This window comes from Streptomyces liangshanensis, assembly GCF_011694815.1.
In the GTDB taxonomy this organism is placed as follows: Bacteria; Actinomycetota; Actinomycetes; order Streptomycetales; family Streptomycetaceae; genus Streptomyces; species Streptomyces liangshanensis.
The window spans coordinates 6,803,807-6,824,541 of the sequence record NZ_CP050177.1 but is presented as its reverse complement, the minus strand read 5'-3'; the positions used below and the strand labels follow the sequence as shown (position 1 = coordinate 6,824,541).

The 20,735-nt window shown below is 71.2% G+C and carries 19 protein-coding genes; 10 read left to right on the top strand and 9 right to left on the bottom strand.

Annotation, left to right across the window (positions count from 1 at the left end):
* Positions 1-18: 18 nt before the first annotated feature.
* The gene (locus tag HA039_RS29665) at positions 19-675 is read right to left on the bottom strand and encodes a DedA family protein (RefSeq protein ID WP_167034488.1); all 657 of its coding nucleotides are present in this window, start codon (positions 673-675) and stop codon (positions 19-21) included.
* Positions 676-768: 93 nt separating this feature from the next.
* Positions 769-1,221 (bottom strand): DUF4442 domain-containing protein, encoded by a 453-nt coding sequence (locus tag HA039_RS29660; RefSeq protein ID WP_167034487.1) that lies wholly within the window; start codon positions 1,219-1,221, stop codon positions 769-771.
* Between the two features lie 93 nt (positions 1,222-1,314).
* On the opposite strand from HA039_RS29660, the gene HA039_RS29655 reads away from it, so the two are divergent.
* Both HA039_RS29655 and HA039_RS29650 read left to right on the top strand, forming a co-directional pair.
* The gene (locus HA039_RS29655) at positions 1,315-2,457 is read left to right on the top strand and encodes a DUF8017 domain-containing protein (protein ID WP_167034485.1); all 1,143 of its coding nucleotides are present in this window, start codon (positions 1,315-1,317) and stop codon (positions 2,455-2,457) included.
* Between the two features lie 62 nt (positions 2,458-2,519).
* Positions 2,520-3,878 (top strand): MFS transporter, encoded by a 1,359-nt coding sequence (locus HA039_RS29650; protein ID WP_167034483.1) that lies wholly within the window; start codon positions 2,520-2,522, stop codon positions 3,876-3,878.
* Here HA039_RS29650 and HA039_RS29645 read toward each other — a convergent pair.
* The 3 genes from HA039_RS29645 to tuf all read right to left on the bottom strand — a co-directional run bounded on the left by HA039_RS29645 (position 3,840) and on the right by tuf (position 6,957).
* Positions 3,840-4,685, bottom strand: a complete 846-nt coding sequence (locus HA039_RS29645) for a spermidine synthase (protein ID WP_167034481.1) — start codon at positions 4,683-4,685, stop codon at positions 3,840-3,842. The two genes, HA039_RS29650 and HA039_RS29645, sit on opposite strands and share 39 nt — an antisense overlap.
* A 112-nt stretch (positions 4,686-4,797) precedes the next feature.
* On the bottom strand, positions 4,798-5,652 hold the full coding sequence (locus tag HA039_RS29640; protein ID WP_167034479.1) for a patatin-like phospholipase family protein: 855 nt from the start codon (positions 5,650-5,652) through the stop codon (positions 4,798-4,800).
* A 126-nt stretch (positions 5,653-5,778) separates the two neighbouring features.
* The gene (gene tuf / locus HA039_RS29635) at positions 5,779-6,957 is read right to left on the bottom strand and encodes an elongation factor Tu (protein ID WP_167034477.1); all 1,179 of its coding nucleotides are present in this window, start codon (positions 6,955-6,957) and stop codon (positions 5,779-5,781) included.
* A 356-nt stretch (positions 6,958-7,313) separates the two neighbouring features.
* On the opposite strand from tuf, the gene HA039_RS29630 reads away from it, so the two are divergent.
* On the top strand, positions 7,314-8,024 hold the full coding sequence (locus HA039_RS29630; RefSeq protein ID WP_167034475.1) for a TVP38/TMEM64 family protein: 711 nt from the start codon (positions 7,314-7,316) through the stop codon (positions 8,022-8,024).
* 118 nt (positions 8,025-8,142) lie between these two features.
* Here HA039_RS29630 and HA039_RS29625 read toward each other — a convergent pair whose 3' ends face one another.
* From HA039_RS29625 to HA039_RS29610, 4 genes are read right to left on the bottom strand one after another with little or no spacing between them, the layout of a single operon-like run.
* Complete coding sequence (locus HA039_RS29625) at positions 8,143-9,243, bottom strand: enoyl-CoA hydratase/isomerase family protein (RefSeq protein WP_167034473.1); 1,101 nt, start codon at positions 9,241-9,243, stop codon at positions 8,143-8,145.
* 40 nt (positions 9,244-9,283) lie between these two features.
* On the bottom strand, positions 9,284-10,288 hold the full coding sequence (gene meaB / locus HA039_RS29620; protein ID WP_167034471.1) for a methylmalonyl Co-A mutase-associated GTPase MeaB: 1,005 nt from the start codon (positions 10,286-10,288) through the stop codon (positions 9,284-9,286).
* Positions 10,289-10,292: 4 nt separating this feature from the next.
* Complete coding sequence (gene scpA, locus HA039_RS29615) at positions 10,293-12,491, bottom strand: methylmalonyl-CoA mutase (RefSeq protein WP_167034469.1); 2,199 nt, start codon at positions 12,489-12,491, stop codon at positions 10,293-10,295.
* Positions 12,491-14,389 carry a methylmalonyl-CoA mutase family protein gene (locus tag HA039_RS29610; protein WP_167034467.1) on the bottom strand — a complete coding sequence of 633 codons (1,899 nt, stop codon included), beginning with the start codon at positions 14,387-14,389 and terminating at the stop codon, positions 12,491-12,493. Before HA039_RS29610 ends, scpA begins: the two co-directional genes overlap by 1 nt.
* A 445-nt stretch (positions 14,390-14,834) precedes the next feature.
* On the opposite strand from HA039_RS29610, the gene HA039_RS29605 reads away from it, so the two are divergent.
* The 7 genes from HA039_RS29605 (at position 14,835) to HA039_RS29575 (ending at position 20,645) form a co-directional block, all read left to right on the top strand.
* Positions 14,835-15,707: an undecaprenyl-diphosphate phosphatase gene (locus HA039_RS29605; protein WP_167034465.1), complete on the top strand. Its 873-nt coding sequence runs from the start codon at positions 14,835-14,837 to the stop codon at positions 15,705-15,707.
* A gap of 153 nt (positions 15,708-15,860) precedes the next feature.
* Complete coding sequence (locus tag HA039_RS29600) at positions 15,861-16,031, top strand: hypothetical protein (RefSeq protein ID WP_167034463.1); 171 nt, start codon at positions 15,861-15,863, stop codon at positions 16,029-16,031.
* 201 nt (positions 16,032-16,232) lie between these two features.
* Entirely contained in the window at positions 16,233-16,778 is a 546-nt protein-coding gene (locus HA039_RS29595; protein ID WP_167034461.1) for a hypothetical protein, read from the top strand.
* A gap of 218 nt (positions 16,779-16,996) precedes the next feature.
* The gene (locus tag HA039_RS29590) at positions 16,997-18,448 is read left to right on the top strand and encodes an MFS transporter (RefSeq protein ID WP_243869814.1); all 1,452 of its coding nucleotides are present in this window, start codon (positions 16,997-16,999) and stop codon (positions 18,446-18,448) included.
* A gap of 512 nt (positions 18,449-18,960) precedes the next feature.
* A complete protein-coding gene (locus tag HA039_RS29585) occupies positions 18,961-19,434 on the top strand; it encodes an RNA polymerase sigma factor (protein WP_243869812.1) in 474 nt (157 codons plus the stop codon).
* Complete coding sequence (locus HA039_RS29580) at positions 19,431-20,051, top strand: methylated-DNA--[protein]-cysteine S-methyltransferase (RefSeq protein ID WP_167034457.1); 621 nt, start codon at positions 19,431-19,433, stop codon at positions 20,049-20,051. The genes HA039_RS29585 and HA039_RS29580 overlap by 4 nt, the downstream gene beginning before the upstream one ends.
* A gap of 123 nt (positions 20,052-20,174) precedes the next feature.
* Entirely contained in the window at positions 20,175-20,645 is a 471-nt protein-coding gene (locus tag HA039_RS29575) for a nuclear transport factor 2 family protein (RefSeq protein ID WP_208298730.1), read from the top strand.
* The last annotated feature ends 90 nt before the right edge of the window (positions 20,646-20,735 follow it).

Here is a 20,735-nt window from a genome sequence, read left to right as displayed (position 1 = left end):
CCGCGAACGCAGCCCCCCCTACTCCCCGCCCCGCCCAGCCCCCACCTCAACCGGCTCCACCCCAGCAGCAGCCGCAGACTTCTTCGCCCGGTTCCGCAGCACCAGCATCGACCCGACGCCGATCAACACCGCCAACCCCAACCCCACCCACGAGAACCGCTTGAGCCAGGGCTCGGCCACCACACCCACCGTATAGATGACAGCGGTCGTCCCCCCGGCCCACACGATCCCGCCGAAGACGTTCGCGATCAGGAACTTCCAGTACGGCATGTGCAGCACCCCCGCCAGCGGCCCGGCGAAGATCCGCAGCAGCGCCACGAAGCGGCCGAAGAAGACCGCCCACATGCCCCACTTCTCGAAGGACCGCTCCGCCATGGAGATCTGGGCCTCGCCGAAGTGCTTGGGGAACTTGCCGCCCAGCCACGCGAGCAGCGGCCTCCCGCCCTTGCGCCCGATGGCGTAACCGATCGAGTCCCCGATGATCGCCCCGGCCGAGGCGCACGCGCCGAGGACGTACGGGTCGATCTCACCGTGCTGGGACGCCAGCAGCGCCGCGCTGACGAGGACGATCTCACCGGGCAGCGGGATACCGAGGCTCTCGAGCCCGATCACCAGCCCCACCAGGAGATAGATACTGACCGCGGGCACGGTCTCGAGCCACTCCTGGACGTGCAACGCCGGTTCCTCCCGTATACCCGTAAACCTTCTGCGGCTGTACGGCGGGAAGCCTACCTGGTGACCGGGCGCGGTCAGGCGTACCGGGCGCGGTCAGGCGTTGGGCCGCAGCGTCCAGACCACGGTCATCCCGGCGGTCACCGCGCCGTCCGCGCGGGTGAGGTCGACGGTGACGGGAAACTCCGGGCGCTCCCCCGCGTCCAGCTCCGCGACGACGTCCGCGACGGGGCGCCCGAGCGACGCGGTCGCCGTGACGACCCCCTTGGCGAGCTTGCGGTAGTCGATCGTCGCGTTGACGGCGAGCGGTACGGCCCGGTGCAGCTGGTCGCCGAACGCGGCGAGCACGATCGCGCCGCTGGCGGACTCGCCCAGCGTGAACATCGCCCCGGCGTGCGGCCCGCCGACGTGGTTGTGGTACTCGGGCCGGTCGGGCAGGCGGACCACGGCCCGCTCGGGAGTCGTCTCGACGAACTCCAGCTCCAGGGTTCTGGTCATCGGCACGGTGGCGGTGAGCAGTTCACCGACGGAATTCTGATCAGCGCTCATACGACGAGATGTTACCCGCCAGTAGTAAGGATTGGCCATCCCCTGACGGGGCGGCCGTGGCCGCGGGGGCGGACCCCTCTATCGTTACTCGCCATGTGGCCAGGACAGCAGCCGCCCGGGGGCGAGCAGAACCCGCAGGACCCGCATCCCAACCCGTACCAGCAGCCGGGGTACCAGCAGCCGGGATACTCACAGCCGAATCCGTATCAACAGCCCGGCTACCAGCAGCAGCCCGGCTATCCGCCCCAGCAACCCTCGCCGCCCCAGCCGGGGCAGCAGGGGCAGCCCGGGCAGCCCGGATACCCGCAGCAGCCGGGCCAACCGGTCGGCCCGAACCCGTACCAGCAGCCCACCGTGCCGCAGTACGCGGTGCCCGGCGGGCCGGGACCGGGCGGGCCGGGACCGGGCGGCCCGGCCCCGTCGGGCGGCGGCAAGAAGACGACGGTGGTCGCGATCCTCGCGGCCCTGGCCGTGGTCGTGGCGGCGGGCGTCACCGGGTTCCTCGTACTCGGCGGGAAGAACGACGACGCCAAGGACACCAAGGCCGACGACCAGAAGCCGTCGGTGTCCGCGAAGCCGAGCACGTCCAGCCCCGCGGCCAATCCTCGCGACGGTTCCCAGGCCGCCAAGCCGCAGATCGCGGGCTGGAAGGTCGTCAGCAATCCGAAGTACGGGACGCAGTTCGACGTTCCGGCGGACTGGGAGGTGGAGAAGCCCGGCTTCTCCACGCTCTTCGAGGACAGGAAGAAGGGGGACGGTTCGCCGGTCTTCTCGTTCTCCGCCCCCGCGTACTACAAGTCGAAGTGGTGCTCGGAGGACACCGACCGGAACGGCGAGACCGAGGACACCAGCCTGGTCGGGACCGGCACCAAGGGCGCCAGGGGCGCGAAGGACACCCCGTCGTCCGCCGAGATCCAGGCGAGCAACCTGGTCTGGGCCGCCTACGCGCAGCAGGAGCCGGAGGCGAGGCTCAAGACGGTCCTCAAGACCAGCAAGGGCGCCCCCTTCACCACCACCTCCGGTTTGAAGGGCAGTTACTCGATCTCGACGGCCGCGGGTGTCACCAAGAAGGCCAAGTGCGAGACCGACGGCAAGGCGATCGCCTTCTCGTTCGTCAACACGCAGGGTGAGTACGCGACCTGGGTGGCGTACGCCGCCAAGGGTGTGCCGGACGAGGTCGCGGACGAGACCCTGAAGAAGATCATGGGCACGGTACGGCTGGCGGGCACCTCCTGACAGGACGTCACGCGGCCGGATAGTCGGTTGGCACGGAGGGTGACGGCGGGGATAGTCCTGGGGTGAGTGCTTCCGCAGGCGCCCCGGGCCGCCGAACCCGCCCCTCCCGCCGTCCTTTCCGCGGCCCCTCCCGCCGCCCCGCGTGGGCCGGCCGCAACTACACCCTCCTGACGGCCGCCGCGATCGTCACCAACCTGGGCAGCCAAGGGGCCCTGATCGCCGCCGCGTTCGCCGTCCTCCAGGCGGGCGGCGACGGCGGGGACGTCGGGCTCGTGGCCGCGGCGCGCACCGTACCGCTCGTACTCTTCCTGCTCGTCGGCGGCGCGCTGGCGGACCGCCTGCCGAGGCACCGGGTGATGGTCGCCGCCAACGCCCTCAACTGCGTGTCGCAGGGGGCGTTCGCGCTCCTCGTGCTCGTGGGCGAACCGCAGTTGTGGCAGATGATGGTCCTGGCGGCCCTGGGCGGGACCGGCCACGCCTTCTTCTCCCCCGCGTCCGAGGGCATGCTGCTGTCCAGCGTGAGCGGCGAACAGGCGGGCCGCGCGTTCGCCCTCTACCGGATGGCCATGCACGGGGCGGGGATGGGCGGCGCGGCCCTGGGCGGCGCGCTGATCGCGGTGTTCGGTCCGGGGTGGGTCCTGGCGGTGGACTCGGTCGCGTTCCTGGTGGCCGCGTCGTTCCGGGCCTTCCTCGACGTGAGCCACATCCCGGCGCGTAAACCGGGCGGCGGCATGATCTCCGATCTACGGGAGGGCTGGCGGGAGTTCGTCGGGCGGTCCTGGCTCTGGTCGATCGTCGTGCAGTTCGCGGTGGTCAACGCGGTGGTGATCGCGGCGGAGTCGGTGTACGGGCCGCTGGTCGCGGAGGAGGAGTTGGGCGGCGCGGGGCCGTGGGGCCTGGCGCTCGCCGCCTTCGGCGCGGGCACGGTGGTCGGCGCGCTGGTGATGATGCGCTGGCGCCCCCGGCGGCTGCTGCTCGCGGGCACGCTCTGCGTCTTCCCGCTGGCCCTCCCGTCGGCGGCGCTGGCGGTGCCGTTGCCCGTGCTGCCGCTGGCGGCGGTGCTGTTCCTGACGGGCGCCTCCGTGGAGGTGTTCGGCGTCTCGTGGATGACGGCGCTGCACCAGGAGATCCCGGAGGACATGCTGTCCCGGGTCTCGGCCTACGACTGGCTGGGCTCGGTCGGCATGGTGCCGGTGGCGGCGGCGCTCACGGGCCCGGCGGAGCAGGCCTTCGGCCGGGACGCGGCGCTGTGGGGCTGCTCGGCGCTGGTGGTGGTACTGACGGCGGCGGTGCTGACAGTCCCGGACGTACGCCACCTGTCCCGCCGTACGACAAAGGTAGCAACGTCCCCCGCTTCCCCCTCCCTCTCTCCCTCTCCCTCCTCAACCGATGCTGAAGGCACCGTCGGGCGGGCGGGGTGAGGGGACGGCGCCGGAGTCCCGTACCGCGGTCGCGTCCCCGATGAACGTGGCGAGGGACGCCCCATGCTCGACGCGGGCCGGGAACGCGTCGGAGGCGGTACGCCGGGCGAGTGCCGCCGTGTCGATGGCGGAGTGCGAGGCAACGAGCACGGCGTTGCCGAACCGGCGCCCGCGCAGGACACCGGGCTCGGCGATCAGCGCCAGTTCCTCGAAGACCTCCGCGAAGGTGGCCAGTTGGGAGCGGAGGAAGTCGAAGGGCGCGCCGTCGGCGAGGTTGGCGAGGTAGATCCCGTCGGTACGAAGGACCCGCTCGGCCTCGCGGGCGTACTCGACGGAGGTGAGGTGCGCGGGGATCCGCGACCCGCCGAAGACGTCCGCGACGATGACGTCCGCGGAGCGCTCCCCGGCCTGGGCGAGCCAGCCGCGGGCGTCCGCGTGGTGCACGGAGATGCCCGCGCCGGCGGGTATCGGCAGCTGCTCGGCGACCAGCGCCAGCAGTCCGGCGTCGGCCTCCACGACGTGCTGGGGCGAGTGCGGCCGGGTGACGGCCACGTACCGGGGCAGCGTGAGCCCGCCACCCCCGAGATGCACCACGGCGAGCGGCTCACCGGAGGCCGCGACGGAGTCGACGACGTGGGCGAGGCGGCGGGTGTACTCGAACTCCAGGTGGGTGGGCTCGTCAAGATCGACGTACGACTGGGGCGCCCCGTCGACGGTCAACAACCAGGCCCGCTCCCGATCGACGTCGGGCATCAACTTGGCGGTCCCGAACTCCACACCCCGCACCACGGGAATCAACTCACTCACCCCCCCATTGTGCGCACCCCAACCCACACCACCCACCCCAGCCCCCTCCAGCCCGCCGAGCCACCCCCAGCCCGTCCGGCGCTTGAGGACACCTTTCAAGCCGGTCCGGCGCTCAAGGCCCCCCACCCCAAACCACCCCCACCACCCCCACAACCCCACCCCCCTGAACCACCCCCGCCCGCGCAGCACCCGCACGGCGCCCCGGATCCAACACGTTGTGCCCGATCGCCTTCTTCGCCGCCGCCCCCGGCGTGACGACCTCCACCCGCGCACCCCCCGCGACCAGCGCCGCCGCCTGGCTCTGCGGCCCCGCGACCACCCCGCTCCCGGACCCGACGGGCGCGATCACGACCACCCGGTCGTACCCGGCCGCCAACTGCGCGTTCGCGGGCGAGTGCATCCCGCCGTCGATCCACTTCCGCCCCTCCACGGTGACCGGCGGCCACACCCCCGGCACCGCGCAGCTCGCCGCCACCGCGTCCACCACCGGCACCCCGCTCTCCCGGTCGAACGCCCGGAGCTCCCCCGTCAGCGCGTCCACGGCCGTGACCACAAGCGCCCGCTCCGGCCAGGAATCGACCATGATCCGCGACGCGATCACCGCCCGCCGGTCCGCCTCCGCCTCCAGCCCCGCCGCCGCGGCCAGCGCGTACCGGCCGATCCGCTGCCCGTACGCCTCCGGGGTACGGGACACGAGCATCGCGCGGGCGTACCGGAAGAGGACCGCCGGGCCGAGCCGCGCGGGCCGCTCGTCCCCGGGCGGAGCGAGCTGCCGCTCGTACAGCGCCTCCAGGTCATGCGTCCCGGCGGCGATCTGCGCGCCGACCACCGATCCGGCCGACGTGCCGACGATCAGATCCGCCGTGGTGAGATCCGTGCCGGCGAGGCGGAGGCCGTGCAGGACCCCGATCGTCCAGGCGACGCCGGTGATCCCGCCACCACCGAGGACCAGGGCCGTACGCGTCATGACTGCCGCCTCTCCCGCACCGGACCCACCGCTGGGTCCCAGAAGGAAGTGTCGCGCACGACTCCGGACCCCGTCTCCCGCCGCACAGCCGGCCCGGGAACCCCACTCCCCGTACAACAGCGACTCTCACAGCAACGACGAAACCGTCCCCGCCCCGACCGTCCGGCCGCCCTCCCGGATCGCGAACCCGAGCCCCGGCTCCAGCGGGATGTCGCGGCCCAGCTCCACGGTCATGGTGACCGTGTCGCCGGGGCGCGCGACCGCCGTGTCGCCCAGGTCCACGTCCCCGACCACGTCGGCCGTACGGATGTAGAACTGCGGCCGGTACCCGGTCGCCACCGGAGTCGTCCGGCCGCCCTCCCGCCCGGAGAGGATGTACACCCGCGCCGTGAAGCGCCGGCTCGGCACCACCGTGTCCGGCGCCGCCACCACCTGTCCGCGACGGATCGCGTCGCGGGGCATCCCGCGCAGGAGGAGCGCGACGTTGTCCCCGGCCTCGGCGGACTCCATCGGCTTGCCGAAGGTCTCCAGGCCGGTGACGGTGCTGGCCTGCGGCCCCAGGTCGCCGCCCAGGACCTGCACCTTGTCGCCCACCCGTACCGTCCCTCGCTCGATCGCCCCCGTCACGACCGTCCCCCGGCCGGTGATGGTCAGGACGTTCTCCACCGGCAGCAGGAACGGCGCGTCCGTGTACCTGACCGGGATCGGCACATACGTGTCGACCGCGTCGAGCAGCGCCTCGATCGACCCCGTCCAGCGCGGGTCGCCCTCCAGCGCGCGCAGCCCCGACACCCGGACGACGGGCGTCGTGTCCCCGCCGTACCCCTGCGAGGTGAGCAGTTCACGCACCTCCAGCTCGACCAGGTCCGTGAGCTCGTCGTCGCCCGCGTCGGCCTTGTTGAGGGCGACGACGATGTGGTCGACGCCGACCTGGCGGGCGAGCAGGACGTGCTCGGCGGTCTGCGGCATGATCCCGTCGAGCGCGGAGACGACGAGGATCGCCCCGTCGAGCTGCGCCGCGCCGGTGACCATGTTCTTGATGTAGTCGGCGTGGCCGGGCATGTCGACGTGCGCGTAGTGACGGGTGTCCGTCTCGTACTCGACATGCGCGATGTTGATGGTGATCCCCCGCGCCGCCTCCTCGGGCGCCCGGTCGATGCGGTCGAACGGCACGAAGGTGCCCGTCCCGCGGTCGCTGAGGACTTTGGTGATGGCGGCGGTGAGCGTGGTCTTGCCGTGGTCGACGTGGCCCATGGTGCCGATGTTGAGGTGCGGCTTGGTGCGTACGTATGCCGTCTTGGACATGATGGTGCGGTCCCTTCAAGGAACTCGAAGCGTGAGAGGGACCCCCTGGACTTGCCGACCCTCCCCCTACGGGGTCCGCCGGACGATCCGGGAAGGGTCAGCTTCGGGCGCCGCCGACGGGCGCCGCAGCGAGGAGAGCGGCAGCCTTCGGCGCGTCCGCGACTGCGGACGGCGCTGCGAGGAAGGCGTACCGGAACATGCCTCGATGTTCGTCCACACCGCCCGGCACGTCGAATGGTTTTCCACGCGAGGCACGGCTCACGACACGGCCAACGGACAAGTCTGACTGCTCACATCACACCGGTCCGTCACCTCTGATGCGGCGATCACACACGTTCGTCGGTTAGTCTCCCCGGATGCTCGACACCGCCACCCGGCCTGCGCCGGGCATCGCTGTCCGCTGCTCCAGGGCGTTGCGCTCGCCCTGGTCGCGGTTCGCTCTCCTTGTCGCGGTACTGGGCGCCGCCGGGACGCTGGTGCTGCTGTACGAACCGCAGAGACTCCTCTCGGAGGGCTGGCCGGCCCGGCTCACCGGGAGCGCGGCCGTAGTGTTGTTCGCGCTGGCGTACGGCGTGTGCGCGGTAGCGTTCGTCCCCCGCCCGCTGCTGAATCTCGGGGCGGGGGCCCTGTTCGGTACGGCGCTGGGACTGCCCGCGGCGCTCGCGGGGACGGTACTGGGCGCGGGGCTGGCGTTCGGCCTCGGCCGTTTCCTCGGCCAGGACGCGTTGCGGCCGTTGTTGCGGGGGCGCTGGATCGAGGCCGCGGACGGCCAGTTGAGCCGGCACGGGTTCCGCTCGATGCTGGCGGTACGGCTGTTCCCGGGCGTTCCCTTCGCGGCGGCGAACTACTGCGCGGCGATCTCCCGCATGGGGTGGGCGCCCTTCCTCCTGGCGACGGGACTCGGCTCGATCCCGAACACGGCGGCATACGTCGTCGCAGGCAGCCGCGCCTCCTCCCCGACGTCCCCGATCTTCCTGGTGGCCATGGGCTTCATCGTCCTGACAGGCGTAGGCGCATCAATCGTGGCCTGGCGCAAACGAGACGCCCTAAGAGGCAAAGACGCCTAAAAACAACCCAAGCCCACCCAGCAAACCCACCCAGCCCGGCCAACCCCAGCCCGTCCGGCGCTTGAGGACACCTTCAGCGCGTCCCCCAAGCCCCCACCCCCAACAACCGAGCACCGCGTCAGCGCACCCCACCCCAAAGATCCCCACTACCCGGCACCAGGAAAAACCGCTCCACCTCCCCACCGGTCACCCCGGCAAGCTCCCCCGGAACCCACCGCGGCGCCCGATCCTTGTCGATGACCTGCGCCCGGATCCCCTCCACCAGGTCCGCCGTGGCAAGAGCCGCACACGACGCCCGGTACTCCTGCTCCAGCACCGACTCCAGCGTCGGCAACCCCCGCGCCCGCCGCAACGAGGCGAGCGTCGCCTTCAGCGCGGTCGGCGAGCGCGTCAACAGCGTCTCGGCCGCCTCCTTCGCCGCCGGATGCCCGTCCCCGTACAGCCGGTCCACGATCTCCTCGACCGTGTCCGCCGCGTAACACGCGTCGATCCACCCACGATCGGCCGCGAGCCGCCCCTCCGGCGCGACGCCGGCGAACCGCGCCACCACCTCCCGGACGACGCCCTCCACCTGGACCCGCCCGTCCGCGAGCCCGCCCGCAAGCGCGCCGCGCAGCGCCTCCCCCAGCGCGTCCCGCACCCCCTCCAACCGGTCCGACGCCACGAAGTGGTCCGCCAGCCCGCACCACACCGCGTCCGCCGCCCCCACCACCACCCCCGTGAGCGCGAGATGGGTGCCGACCTCACCCGGCGCCCGGGACAGCAGATACGTCCCGCCGACGTCCGGGACCAGCCCGATCCCCGTCTCCGGCATCGCGACGGCCGACCTCTCGGTGACGATCCGCACCCCGCCGTGCGCGGACACCCCGACCCCGCCGCCCATCACGATGCCGTCCATGAAGGCGACGTACGGCTTCGGATAGCGCGCGATGTACGCGTTGAGCCGGTACTCGTCGCGCCAGAACGCCTCCGACGCGCCCCCACCCACCCGCGCGTCCTCGTAGATGGCCCGGATGTCACCGCCCGCGCAGAGCCCGCGCTCACCGGCCCCGGAGATGACCACCGCACGCACGTCATCGTCCCGCTCCCACGCGGCGAGGGCCTCGGAGATCCCCGAGACCATCCCGTGCGTCAGCGCGTTGAGGGCCCGCGGCCGGTTGAGGATCACCTGACCGACGCCCCCCTGGCGGTGGGTCAGGACATGCTGTTCGTCGTCCACGTTCCGTACGCCTTCTTCTTGAGAGATCGCGCCTTCGTCCTCAGACGTCACGCCCCGGCACCGGCCGCCCGAGCGCCTCGATGATCCGGTCGGCCGCCAGCGTCGGGGTCAACGTGCCGTCCCGTACACGCTGTTCCAGCCCGGGTGCCAGCTCCCGCACCTCGGGGTTCTCGCGCAACCGGTCCAGAAGGTGGTCGCGGACCATCGACCACGTCCAGTCGACCTGCTGGTCACGGCGTTTGCGTTCCAGCCTGCCGTCCGCCTCCAGGATCGCGCGGTGCTGCTCCAGCCGGTCCCACACCACGTCCAGCCCGGTGCCCTCCCGAGCGCTGCAACTGAGCACCGGCGGCGTCCAGGCCGCGTCCACGGGATGCATCAGCCGCAGCGCGCCCGCGAGTTCACGCGCGGCCGCGTGCGCGTCGTGTTCGTGCGGGCCGTCGGCCTTGTTGACGGTGATGACATCGGCCAGTTCCAGGACGCCCTTCTTGATGCCCTGGAGCTGGTCGCCGGTGCGCGCCAGGGTGAGGAGCAGGAAGGAGTCGACCATCCGGGAGACCGTGGTCTCGGACTGCCCGACCCCGACGGTCTCCACCAGCACCACGTCGTACCCGGCCGCCTCCATCACCACGATCGTCTCGCGCGTCGCCTTCGCCACCCCGCCGAGCGTCCCCGCGGTCGGTGAGGGCCGCACGAAGGCCTTCGGGTCGACCGCGAGGCGTTCCATCCGGGTCTTGTCGCCGAGGATGGAACCACCGGTCCTGCTGGACGACGGGTCCACGGCCAGCACCGCGACCCGGTGCCCGAGGCCGGTGAGCATCGTCCCCAGCGCGTCGATGAAGGTGGACTTGCCCACGCCCGGCACACCGCTGATCCCGATCCGGCGCGCCTTGCCCGCGTGCGGCAGCAGCTCGGTCAACAACCCCTGGGCGAGGGCCCGGTGGTCGGGCCGGGTGGACTCCACCAGCGTGATGGCCCGTGCGATGTACGCGCGCGAGCCGTCCAGGACACCCTTGGCGTAGCTGTCGAGGTCGATCCGTGGCGGCACGCGCTCAACCCTCGTGACCCAGCGCCGCGGTGAGCGCCTTGAGCAGATCGAGCGCCGCGTCCGGGATGACCGTACCGGGCGGGAAGACGGCGGCGGCCCCCGAGCGGTGCAGCTCCTCGATGTCCTGCGGCGGGATCACCCCGCCGACGACGATCATGATGTCCTCGCGGCCCTCGGCGGCGAGCCGCTCCCGCAGTGCCGGTACGAGGGTGAGGTGCCCGGCGGCGAGCGAGGAGACGCCGACGATGTGCACGTCGGCCTCCACCGCCTGCCGCGCCACCTCGTCCGGCGTCTGGAACAGCGGGCCGACGTCGACGTCGAAGCCCAGGTCGGCGAAGGCCGTGGCGATCACCTTCTGTCCGCGGTCGTGCCCGTCCTGGCCCATCTTGGCGACCAGGATCCGGGGGCGGCGGCCCTCCGCGCGCTCGAAGTCCTCGACCGCGGCGCGGGTGCGCTCGACGGCCGGGGAGGTGCCTGCCTCGTTCCGGTACACACCGGAGATCGTACGGATCTGTCCGGCGTGCCGCCCGTAGACCTTCTCCAGCGCGTCGGAGATCTCGCCGACGGTCGCCATCGCGCGGGCCGCGTCGACGGCGAGGGCGAGCAGGTTCCCGTCGAGGCCGGGGCCGGGCGGCGCCCCGGCCGCCGCGGTGAGGGCGCGCAGCGCGTCCTGGCAGGCGGGCTCGTCCCGCTCCTCGCGCAGCCGGCGGAGCTTGTCGAGCTGCTGGGCCCGGACGGACGAGTTGTCGACCTTGAGGACGTCGATCTTCTCGTCGGTCTCGACCCGGTACTTGTTGACGCCGATGACGGGCTGGCGTCCGGAGTCGATCCGCGCCTGTGTACGGGCCGCCGCCTCCTCGACCCGCAGCTTGGGGATGCCGGCGTCGATGGCCTGCGCCATGCCGCCCGCCGCCTCGACCTCCTCGATGTGCTGCCAGGCGCGCCGCGCGAGGTCGTACGTCAGCCGCTCGACGTACGCGCTGCCGCCCCAGGGGTCGATGACCCGGCCGGTGCCCGACTCCTGCTGGAGGAGCAGTTGGGTGTTGCGGGCGATCCGGGCGGAGAAGTCGGTGGGCAGGGCGAGCGCCTCGTCGAGGGCGTTGGTGTGCAGGGACTGGGTGTGTCCCTGGGTGGCCGCCATCGCCTCCACACAGGTGCGCGTGACGTTGTTGAAGACGTCCTGCGCGGTGAGGGACCAGCCGGAGGTCTGGGAATGGGTGCGCAGCGAGAGCGACTTGGGGTTCTGCGGGTCGAACTTCTTCACCAGCCGGGCCCAGAGGAGTCTGGCCGCGCGCAACTTGGCGATCTCCATGAAGAAGTTCATGCCGATGGCCCAGAAGAAGGAGAGCCGTGGCGCGAACGCGTCGACGTCGAGTCCCGCGCCCAGCCCGGCCCGTAGGTACTCCACCCCGTCGGCCAGGGTGTAGGCCAGTTCCAGGTCGGCTGTCGCGCCGGCTTCCTGGATGTGGTAGCCGGAGATGGAGATGGAGTTGTAGCGCGGCATCTTCCGCGAGGTGTACGCGAAGATGTCGGAGATGATCCGCATCGACGGCGTCGGCGGGTAGATGTAGGTGTTGCGGACCATGAACTCCTTGAGGATGTCGTTCTGGATGGTCCCGGCCAGCTTCTCGGGCGGTACGCCCTGCTCCTCGGCGGCCACGATGTACAGCGCGAGCACGGGGAGCACCGCGCCGTTCATCGTCATCGACACGCTCATCCGGTCCAGCGGGATGCCGTCGAAGAGGCGCCGCATGTCGTAGATGGAGTCGATGGCGACGCCCGCCATGCCGACGTCGCCGGTCACGCGCGGGTGGTCGCTGTCGTAGCCGCGGTGGGTCGGCAGGTCGAAGGCGACCGACAGGCCCTTCTGCCCGGCCGCGAGGTTGCGCCGGTAGAACGCGTTGGACTCCTCGGCGGTGGAGAACCCGGCGTACTGCCGAATGGTCCACGGCTGGTTCACGTACATCGTCGGGTACGGACCGCGGAGGTACGGCGCGATGCCCGGGTACGTGGACAGGAAGTCGAGCCCCGCCGTGTCGCGCGCGGTGTAGAGCGGCTTGACGGCGATGCCCTCCGGGGTGTCCCAGACGAGTTCGCTGGCGGCTTTGCCGGTGTGTTCCTCCACCGCCCCGCGCCATTGGTCCTCGGAGCCTGTCGCGGCGCCGGGGCCTAGTTCGATCTCCGAGAAGTCGGGGATTCCCATCACGCCACTCCCATCCGGTCGAGTACGGAGCCGAGGATCGCGACCGCGTCGCCGCCCGCGACGACGAACTGGTCCACCCCGGCCTGTCGGTACGTCTCCTCGTGCTCGCCGGGCCGTCCGGCGAGGTACACCCTGAGCGCGCCGGCCGAGACGAGGGCCCGCGCGACGGGCGCCGCTCCCTCGGCGTACAGCGCGTCGCTGGAGCAGATGCAGGCGACGCCGGCCCCACTGCGGGTGAAGGCGTCGGCCGCGGTGTCCGCGTCCACGGACGCCGGGTCGTGGACGGCTTCGATGCCGCCGGCCTGGAAGAGCCCCGCGGCGAACGAGGCGCGCGCGGTGTGGGCCGCGGCCGGGCCGAGCGCGGCGAGGAAGACGCGCGGCCTGGCCCCGGTGGCGGCGAGGTGCGCGTCCGAGCGGGCCCGCAGCGCCTCGAAGGCCTCGTCGCGGTGGACCACAGGCAGTCCCCCCGCCGCGCCGGGGGCGGTGGTCCCCGGTTCCTCAGGAGCGGGGTCGCGTACCACCGGTGCCTGGTCGAGCAGTGGGAACTCGCTGACGCCGGTGATCGGTTCGCGCCGCCGGGCCAGCCGCCCCGAGCGTTCCTCCCAGGTGGCCGCGAGCCGTTCGCCGATCAGCCCGTCGTGCAGGGCGGCCCGCAGCCCGCCGGCCCGCTCGATCTCCTGGAACCACGCCCAGGCCGCCCGCGCGAGGTCGTCGGTGAGCCGCTCCACGTACCAGGACCCGCCCGCCGGGTCGATGACCCGTCCCAGGTGCGATTCCTCCAGCAGGATCGTGGAGGTGTTCCGGGCGACCCGGCGGGCGAACGCGTCGGGCAGTCCGAGGGTGTGGTCGAAGGGCAGGACGGTCACGGCGTCGGCCCCGCCGAGCCCGGCCGCCAGCGAGGCGACGGTGGTGCGCAGCATGTTCACCCAGGGGTCGCGCCGGGTCATCATCACGGGTGAGGTCACGGCGTGCTGGCGCTGCGCCCGGGCGGCGGGCCCGGCACCGGCGACTTCGGCGACCCGCGCCCAGAGCCGTCGTGCGGCTCGGAGTTTGGCGATGGTCAGGAACTGGTCGGCGGTGGCCGCGTACCTGAACTCCATCTGCCCGCAGGCGTCTTCGACGGAGAGCCCGGCGGCCGTGAGGTCCCGCAGCCAGGCCACGCCCGTGGCGAGCGAACAGCCCAACTCCTGGGCATCCGACCCGCCGGCTTGGTGGTAGGGCAGCGCGTCCACCGAGACCGCGCGCAGCCCCGGGTACTCCCGGGCGCAGAGAGTGGCGAGTTCAGCGGCCTGCCCGACACCCTCCGCCGACTCCGCCCCCGTACGGGCGAGTTGGCCGTACGGATCGGCGCCGAGCGTCCCCGCCGCCTGATGCGGCGCCACCTCACGCTCCCGGTAGAGCCGCAGCAACGCGTGTGCGGCGGGGGCGAATTCGTCCCCGGCGTCGAGCGCGACCGGCGCCAGGTCGAGGAAGACCCCGTCGAGCGCGGTGCCGAGTGCGGACACCGGGACCCCGGCGGATCCCACGGCGAGCCAGAGCGAGGAGACCCCGTTCTCCAGATCGGCCAGCACCGCTTCGTTCGTCAGCGCGGGGTCGGTACGGGCGTGCCGCTGGCGTACGTCCCATCCGGCGACGGCGGCCCCCTCGGCCCGGCTGCCCCGGGTGAAGGGCGCGAACCCCGGGTAGCCGTCGGCCACCGGCGCGTCGTCCGCGGTGTAGAGGGGGGAGGTCGAAAGACCGTCCTGGAGCCGCGTCGACAGAGCTTCCTCGGCCGCCGCTCCCGCTGTCTCCCGGCCTGATTTGCGCAGGACACCCGCTACCAGGCTCTGCCACTCCTCGCGGGTCGCGTCGGGGAACTCAGCGGCGAGGGAGAGCCCGTCATCAGGCAGAACCGTCATGCTCAGATGTTATGACAGCCCGCTGAATGAGCAGCAGAGCGCGCCGCTGTGACCTTGCACTCCCTTGCCCGCCCCAGCGTATGCACCCGCCACGGTCGCCTTTCCGCACTCCTCGCCCCCTTCCCTAGCTCCCCCCGCGCACGGGCGCTTAGCACGCAGACGCTACGCTGCACCGGAAGCGACACGTGATCGCCGCCACTTGTTTTTCGGAACGGCGTCACCGATGCGGGTTGTTGTCGGCGGGTCACGGCCCCCAGCAGCGCCATGTCTCGCCGTGTCCGCACCGTCAGCCCTGTCCGCACTGTGAACGAAGAGCCAGCGTGACCAGGACCGCCCGCCCGTCCATATGATCCAATCCTCGTACCGCCCGTCAGCTCCCGCTCCGCCACTGCGCCGTGGTTCAGCCGGCCAGTGCACGATGATTCCTTGGATGGCGTAGCTCCTCATGTCTTGGTTCGAATCTTTCATCCTCGGGCTCGTCCAGGGGCTGACCGAGTTCCTGCCCATCTCCTCGAGCGCGCACCTGCGGCTCACCGCGGCGTTCGCCGGCTGGCACGACCCGGGGGCGGCCTTCACGGCCATCACGCAGATCGGCACGGAAGCGGCCGTGCTGATCTACTTCCGCAAGGACATCGCGAGGATCATCTCCGCGTGGTTCCAGTCGCTGACGAACAAGGCGCTGCGCTCCGACCACGACGCCCAGATGGGATGGCTGGTCATCGTCGGCTCGATCCCCATCGGTGTCCTGGGCATCACGTTCAAGGACCAGATCGAGGGCCCCTTCCGCGACCTGCGCCTCATCGCCACGACGCTGATCGTGATGGGCATCATCCTCGGCATCGCCGACCGACTCGCGGCCCGTGACGAGAACGGCGGCAAGCACCGCGCCGTCAAGGTCCGCAAGTCCCTCCAGGACCTGGGCGTCAGGGACGGTCTGATCTTCGGCATCTGCCAGGCACTGGCGCTGGTGCCGGGCGTCTCCCGCTCCGGTGCCACGATCAGCGGTGGTCTGCTGATGGGCTACACCCGTGAGGCCGCGGCCCGTTACTCCTTCCTGCTCGCCATCCCGGCGGTGCTGGCGTCCGGCGTGTTCGAACTCAAGGACGCCACCGAAGGCCACGTCTCCTGGGGCCCCACCATCTTCGCGACGATCATCGCGTTCATCGTCGGATATGTCGTCATCGCGTGGTTCATGAAGTTCATCACCACCAAGAGCTTCATGCCGTTCGTCATCTACCGGATCCTGCTCGGCATCGCGCTGTTCTTCCTGGTGGGCACGGACACCCTGAGCCCGCACGCGGGCGAGTCGGCGGGCTGACGGACCAGCACCCGCGGACGTACCCACCTCGGCGAGGGCCTCACCGTAGGGGCCACATCGTAAGAAGGGGGTTAAAACCCCCGGGATCCGAGTGTGAGCAAGGACGCTCCCCGATCGGTCACTTCGCGTCCCGGCTGCCCCTACGCTTGTCGTATGTCCTCTTCTTCCACTTCCGCTTCCGCGGTGTCCGGCGCCGTCGCGGCCAACGAGCGCATCCGTGCGCTCGTGGACGCGGCCGACGGTACGTGGCCTGCCGAGGCGTACGAGGTGCTGCTGCTCGAATGGGCCGCCGCCCTCCGCTCCGACGTGGACCGGGCCGCCTAGTTCGTCCATCCGTTCTTTCCCACCCCTCATCTCCGTCCTTTCCCAGCCGTCACCCCGGCCGTGCTCGCGGTACCACCCGAGCCGCCCCCTCACCGACGGCGATACCCTCCCCCGTGCAGCGACCCGACACGGTCCAGGTCACCCGGAACCGCGCCGCCCGGTTCTGCCCATGGCCCCAGCACGAGGAGACAGGGAAGACAGATGACAACTTCTGACATCAGGGAACCGGGCACCGGGGAAGCCGACACCACCGCCGAGGAGAAGGCCGGCCGGAACGCGGTACGCAGCCGAGCCAAGGGGATGTCGCACCACGAGGTCGCATCCGCCCTGGACGACTGCCGCGACCGGCTGCCGGAAGAGAGCGACGACGACGAAGTCACCTCACCCGACCCGGCCCACGCCCGCGCCCGCGCGGAGTTCGAGGAATGGGAACGCATCGAGGCACTCCTCGCAACCCACGCCGGCACCTACGACCCCGACACCGACGCCTTCGTCCAGGGCGGCCTCGCCGGCGAGGCGGACCGCCGGGCCGCCGAGCTGGCCGCGGCGGCCGACTCCGACGCGGCCGGGGACACCCTCCTGCGGGCGCTGTCCCGTGCCGGTGTCCTGGGCGGACCGCGCGGATCGGGTCCGTCCGCCGGCGACGACGCGGCGATCGCCACCCGGCTGGCCCAGGCCGACCCCGAAGCCGCCCTCGCGGTGAGCCGCTGGCTCGACACGGCGTCAGGCCACCTGCCTCCTTCCTGATGCGAACGGCGCCCCTGATGGCGTGTCAGTTCCGGGACGGGCCGATCACGGATCGTAGGCTGAGCCGACGGCCCGGCAGTCCCGGGCGTCGCCCCACGAGGACGCCACAGATCTCTGTGCCGAGCGCCTGACCTGCATGTGCGCCTCCCCCCACCACGACCCCGGAGGCGACAATCAGTTCCCGTTTCCTTACGCCTCGCGTCTTCACCAGCCTCCCCTTGGCGGGCAACTACACCGCCGCGGTCACCCTCGCCCTCCTCGCGCTGAGCCCGTTCCTCGTTCTCACGACGGCGCTGTCCCTCTTCCCAGAGATCCTCATGAAGGAACTGGACGCCAGCCGGTTCCAGTTGCAGCTCACGAGCGGACTCTCGAACGCCGGCTACGCGTTCGGTGCCGTGGTGGCCGCGGACCTCTTCCAGCGGCTGCCCGGACGCCACCTGTACATCTTCTGCGAAGGCGGCTTCGTGATCGCCTCGGTGCTCGCGCTGAGCGCCCAGGAAATCGGGCAGTTCATGGCCGGGGTCATCCTCCAAGGCCTGTTCACCGGCATGCTGCTCGTCCTCGCACTGCCTCCCCTCATCCTCACCCACGGTGTGGACCGTCTGCCGGCCACCGCCGCGGTCATCAGTCTCGGACTGTTCGGCATGGTCACCGCCGGTCCCGTGATCGGCGGACTGGTCGGCAGCTACAGCGGCTGGCGGCTGCTGTACACCTCCGTCGCCGTGCTGGCCGCGATCGGCCTCACCGTCGGCGCCATGACGTTCGAACCGAACGAACCACCCGCCAAGGGCGCCCGCTTCGACTGGACCGCCATCCCCCTCGCCTTCGGCGCCACCACGCTGCCGTTCTTCGGTGTCTCCTGGCTGTCGCGCGGCGCTTTCGGCGACTGGGAGTTCATCGCGCCGGTGGTGGTCGGCGTCGCCGTGGGCGCCCTCCTTCTGGTGAGTCAGTACAGCAAGACCAAGCCGTTGATGCCGGTGCGGCCGATCAGTAACACACTGCCGGTCACGGGAACGCTCAACGCCATGGTCGTAGGAGCCTCCTTCACCACCCTGCTGGAGCTGACGGAGGTCTACATGCTCCAGGTGTCCGGGTACTCCCCCGTGAAGACCGGACTCCTCATCGCCCCCCAGATCTTCGGCGTGGTCGCCTCCGCCCTCCTGTTCAAGAGGGTGATGGTCACCCGCTGGACGCCGTACATGGCGCTCTCCGGCCTCCTCAGCATCGTCATCGCCGCGGCGGTGCTGTTCGCCCTGACCCCGACGAACGCGACCACCGTCGTGCCCATCGTCGCGGTCCTCCTGGGGTACGGCGCCGGCGCCGGTGTGGTGCCGGGGCTGTTCCTGGCCGGTTTCTCCGTGACCGCGGTACAGATCGGTCCGACCTTCGCCCTCGTCGAGCTGCTCCGCTCCGAGGCCGCGTTCCTGATCGGCCCCGTCCTGGTGCACCTCGCCATGATCCAGAGCAGCTTCACCGACGGCTTCCGCCTCGCCCTGGTGATCATGCTGGCCTTCACCGCGGCCTCGGCCGTCCTCCTGCCGGGGCTGTTCCTGCTCGGCGGCGCCCGCCCGGAGCCGCCGAACCTCGAAGGCTGGATGTCCGGCACCTCTACCGGCTACCACTCCCCGCGGATCGCCAACAAGATCCGCAAGCCCCTGCCCGCGTCGTAGGCCCTTCGGTCCTACCGCTCTGTCCTCCCTATGGCCGCGAGGCTTTCCGGGGGCTCCACCGACCGGTCGGTGGAGCCCCCTCCCGCGTATATGAGGACGGAGCACCCGTCGGGTAGGCGGGACCTGGCCGTGCTCTCCTGCGGGTTCCCGACCGCGTTCGGTTCTTTCGCCATGAGCCGTTCCCCTTCGCCCGTGTCGGACGGTCGCCGTTGCGGCGCCTCACCGAGTAGACGTCGGACGGAGCCGGAATGTGAGCCGCGGATGCCCGGCGAAGAAATCCCGCGCCCGATCTCACGTTTTGCGTCGCTGCCGCGTCTACCCCATGTGAACGGCGGTCCGCTCGGGCTCGCCGCAGGTCCGGAAAAGGGAGCACGCCATGCGAACACTCAACAGTCACAGGCGGGAAGAGCACGCCCCGGTCACATCCGTTCGGCTTTTCTGAGGTGGCGACCTCACGTTCCGCGCCGCCGGTGCGTTTACCAGGTGTGACCAAGCCACCCTTCCAACAGATCGTGACCGAGTACGGTCCCATGGTGCTCCGCGTCATTCGCGCGGTCCTCGGGCCGGACGATGCAGAGGACGCCTGGTCGGAGACGTTCCTCGCAGCGATGAAGGCCTATCCCGACCTGCCTGCCGAGACCAACGTCGAGGCGTGGCTGGTGAGAGTCGCCCATCACAAGGCGATCGACGTCACCAGGGCCAACGCTCGTCGGGCGGCTCCGATAGAAGAGCTGCCCGAGCGTCCCAGCCGCATCGGAAGACCCCAGGACTGGGACGGTGACCTGTGGCAGGCCCTCAAGGCCCTGCCCGACCGTCAGCGCCAGGCGGTGGCGTACCACTACCTTGCGGGTCTCCCCTACAAGGAGATCGGCGCACTGACCGGCTGTAGTGCCGACGCCGCGCGGCGGGCCGCGGCCGACGGGATCAAGACCCTGCGCAACACCTACCCGAGAGATACCGACGAGATGGGAGTGGCCCGAAGGTGACCAACGCACCCGACCCTGAGACCGAGCGCCTGTTCGAGGCGCTGCCTTCCTACGACAACAACGCGCTGACCCGGCTGGAGGCCCGGCTGGCCGCGCAGGCGGAGGAGGCGGGCATCCTCGACGTCGCCTACCGCACCCTGGACACCCCGGCCGGCAATCTGCTGCTGGCCGCGACCGAAGAGGGCCTGGTGAAGGTCGCCTACGCGGTGCAGGACCACACGGCGGTCCTGCGGAAGCTCGCGGAGACGATCGGGCCGCGCATCCTGCACGCGCCCGCCCGGCTGGACGAGGCGAGTCGGCAGATGGACGAGTACTTCGCCGGACGGCGTACGCGATTCGACCTGGCGCTGGACTGGCGCTTGTCCAAGGGCTTCCGCCGAGAGGTGCTCAGCCACCTCGGCGAGATCGGTTACGGACACACCGAGAGCTACGCCGAGGTGGCCGTCGCCTCGGGCAGCCCACGGGCCGTCCGCGCGGTGGGCACGGCATGCGCCACCAATCCCCTGCCGGTTGTTGTGCCCTGCCACCGGGTGGTGCGCTCCGACGGGTCGGCGGGGCAGTACGTGGGCGGTGCGGATGCCAAGCACCTCCTTCTCACCCTGGAGACAGCGGCATGAACCCCACGACGAGAAGGAAGCACCGCGACGGCGCGGCGCCCACGGCCGGCACAGCTTGATCAAGATTCCGTCGCCGGACCCTGGGCTCTTGGCCTGGGGGCACACCTACCGGAGACTGGGACGATGACGCAGCGCGTGGAACTTGCGACACTCCTGGACCGGCTCGCCATCGATGAAGTGATCACGAGTTACGCGGTGGCCGTCGAGGACGCCGACTGGCCGGGGTTCCTCGCTCTGTTCGCCCCTGAGGGCCGCGCCGACCACACGGGGGCGGGTGGGATCGAGGGTACGGCGGACCAGGTGGCCGGGTGGCTGGCGGATGAGTTGCGGCCGTTCGCCGTGCGGCAGCTGCTGCTCGTCAATCGCCGGGTGCGCTTTCAGGACGCGGACGGTTACCCGGGCAATCACGCCGAGTTGACTGCTGGTTATCTCAGTCCCCTGCGGCGTGAATCGGGCGAGGACGTGATGTCCGGCGGCCGGATCGTGTTCGCTCTGCTGCGGGGGGACGCGGGCTGGCGGCTGAGCCGTGTGGTCGTCCAGGAACAGTGGCGGCGCGGTGGGGACGTTCCCGGCGGTGTGCCGGCCGCCGGTTGACCCTTCCGGTCCAGTCCCGGGTGTCTCCGACCGCTCCCCGGCCATGCCTGCTTCGGTCCTCGGCTTCGGGGGAAGAGACTGCTGAACAGG

Coding starts and splice junctions, on each gene's coding strand:
- HA039_RS29660 (WP_167034487.1), bottom strand. CDS start 1,221: ATGAGCGCTGATCAGAATTCCGTCGGTGAACTGCTCACCGCCACCGTG.
- HA039_RS29655 (WP_167034485.1), top strand. CDS start 1,315: ATGTGGCCAGGACAGCAGCCGCCCGGGGGCGAGCAGAACCCGCAGGAC.
- HA039_RS29640 (WP_167034479.1), bottom strand. CDS start 5,652: ATGACGCGTACGGCCCTGGTCCTCGGTGGTGGCGGGATCACCGGCGTC.
- tuf (WP_167034477.1), bottom strand. CDS start 6,957: ATGTCCAAGACGGCATACGTACGCACCAAGCCGCACCTCAACATCGGC.
- HA039_RS29630 (WP_167034475.1), top strand. CDS start 7,314: ATGCTCGACACCGCCACCCGGCCTGCGCCGGGCATCGCTGTCCGCTGC.
- scpA (WP_167034469.1), bottom strand. CDS start 12,491: ATGGGAATCCCCGACTTCTCGGAGATCGAACTAGGCCCCGGCGCCGCG.
- HA039_RS29610 (WP_167034467.1), bottom strand. CDS start 14,389: ATGACGGTTCTGCCTGATGACGGGCTCTCCCTCGCCGCTGAGTTCCCC.
- HA039_RS29605 (WP_167034465.1), top strand. CDS start 14,835: ATGTCTTGGTTCGAATCTTTCATCCTCGGGCTCGTCCAGGGGCTGACC.
- HA039_RS29600 (WP_167034463.1), top strand. CDS start 15,861: ATGTCCTCTTCTTCCACTTCCGCTTCCGCGGTGTCCGGCGCCGTCGCG.
- HA039_RS29595 (WP_167034461.1), top strand. CDS start 16,233: ATGACAACTTCTGACATCAGGGAACCGGGCACCGGGGAAGCCGACACC.
- HA039_RS29575 (WP_208298730.1), top strand. CDS start 20,175: ATGACGCAGCGCGTGGAACTTGCGACACTCCTGGACCGGCTCGCCATC.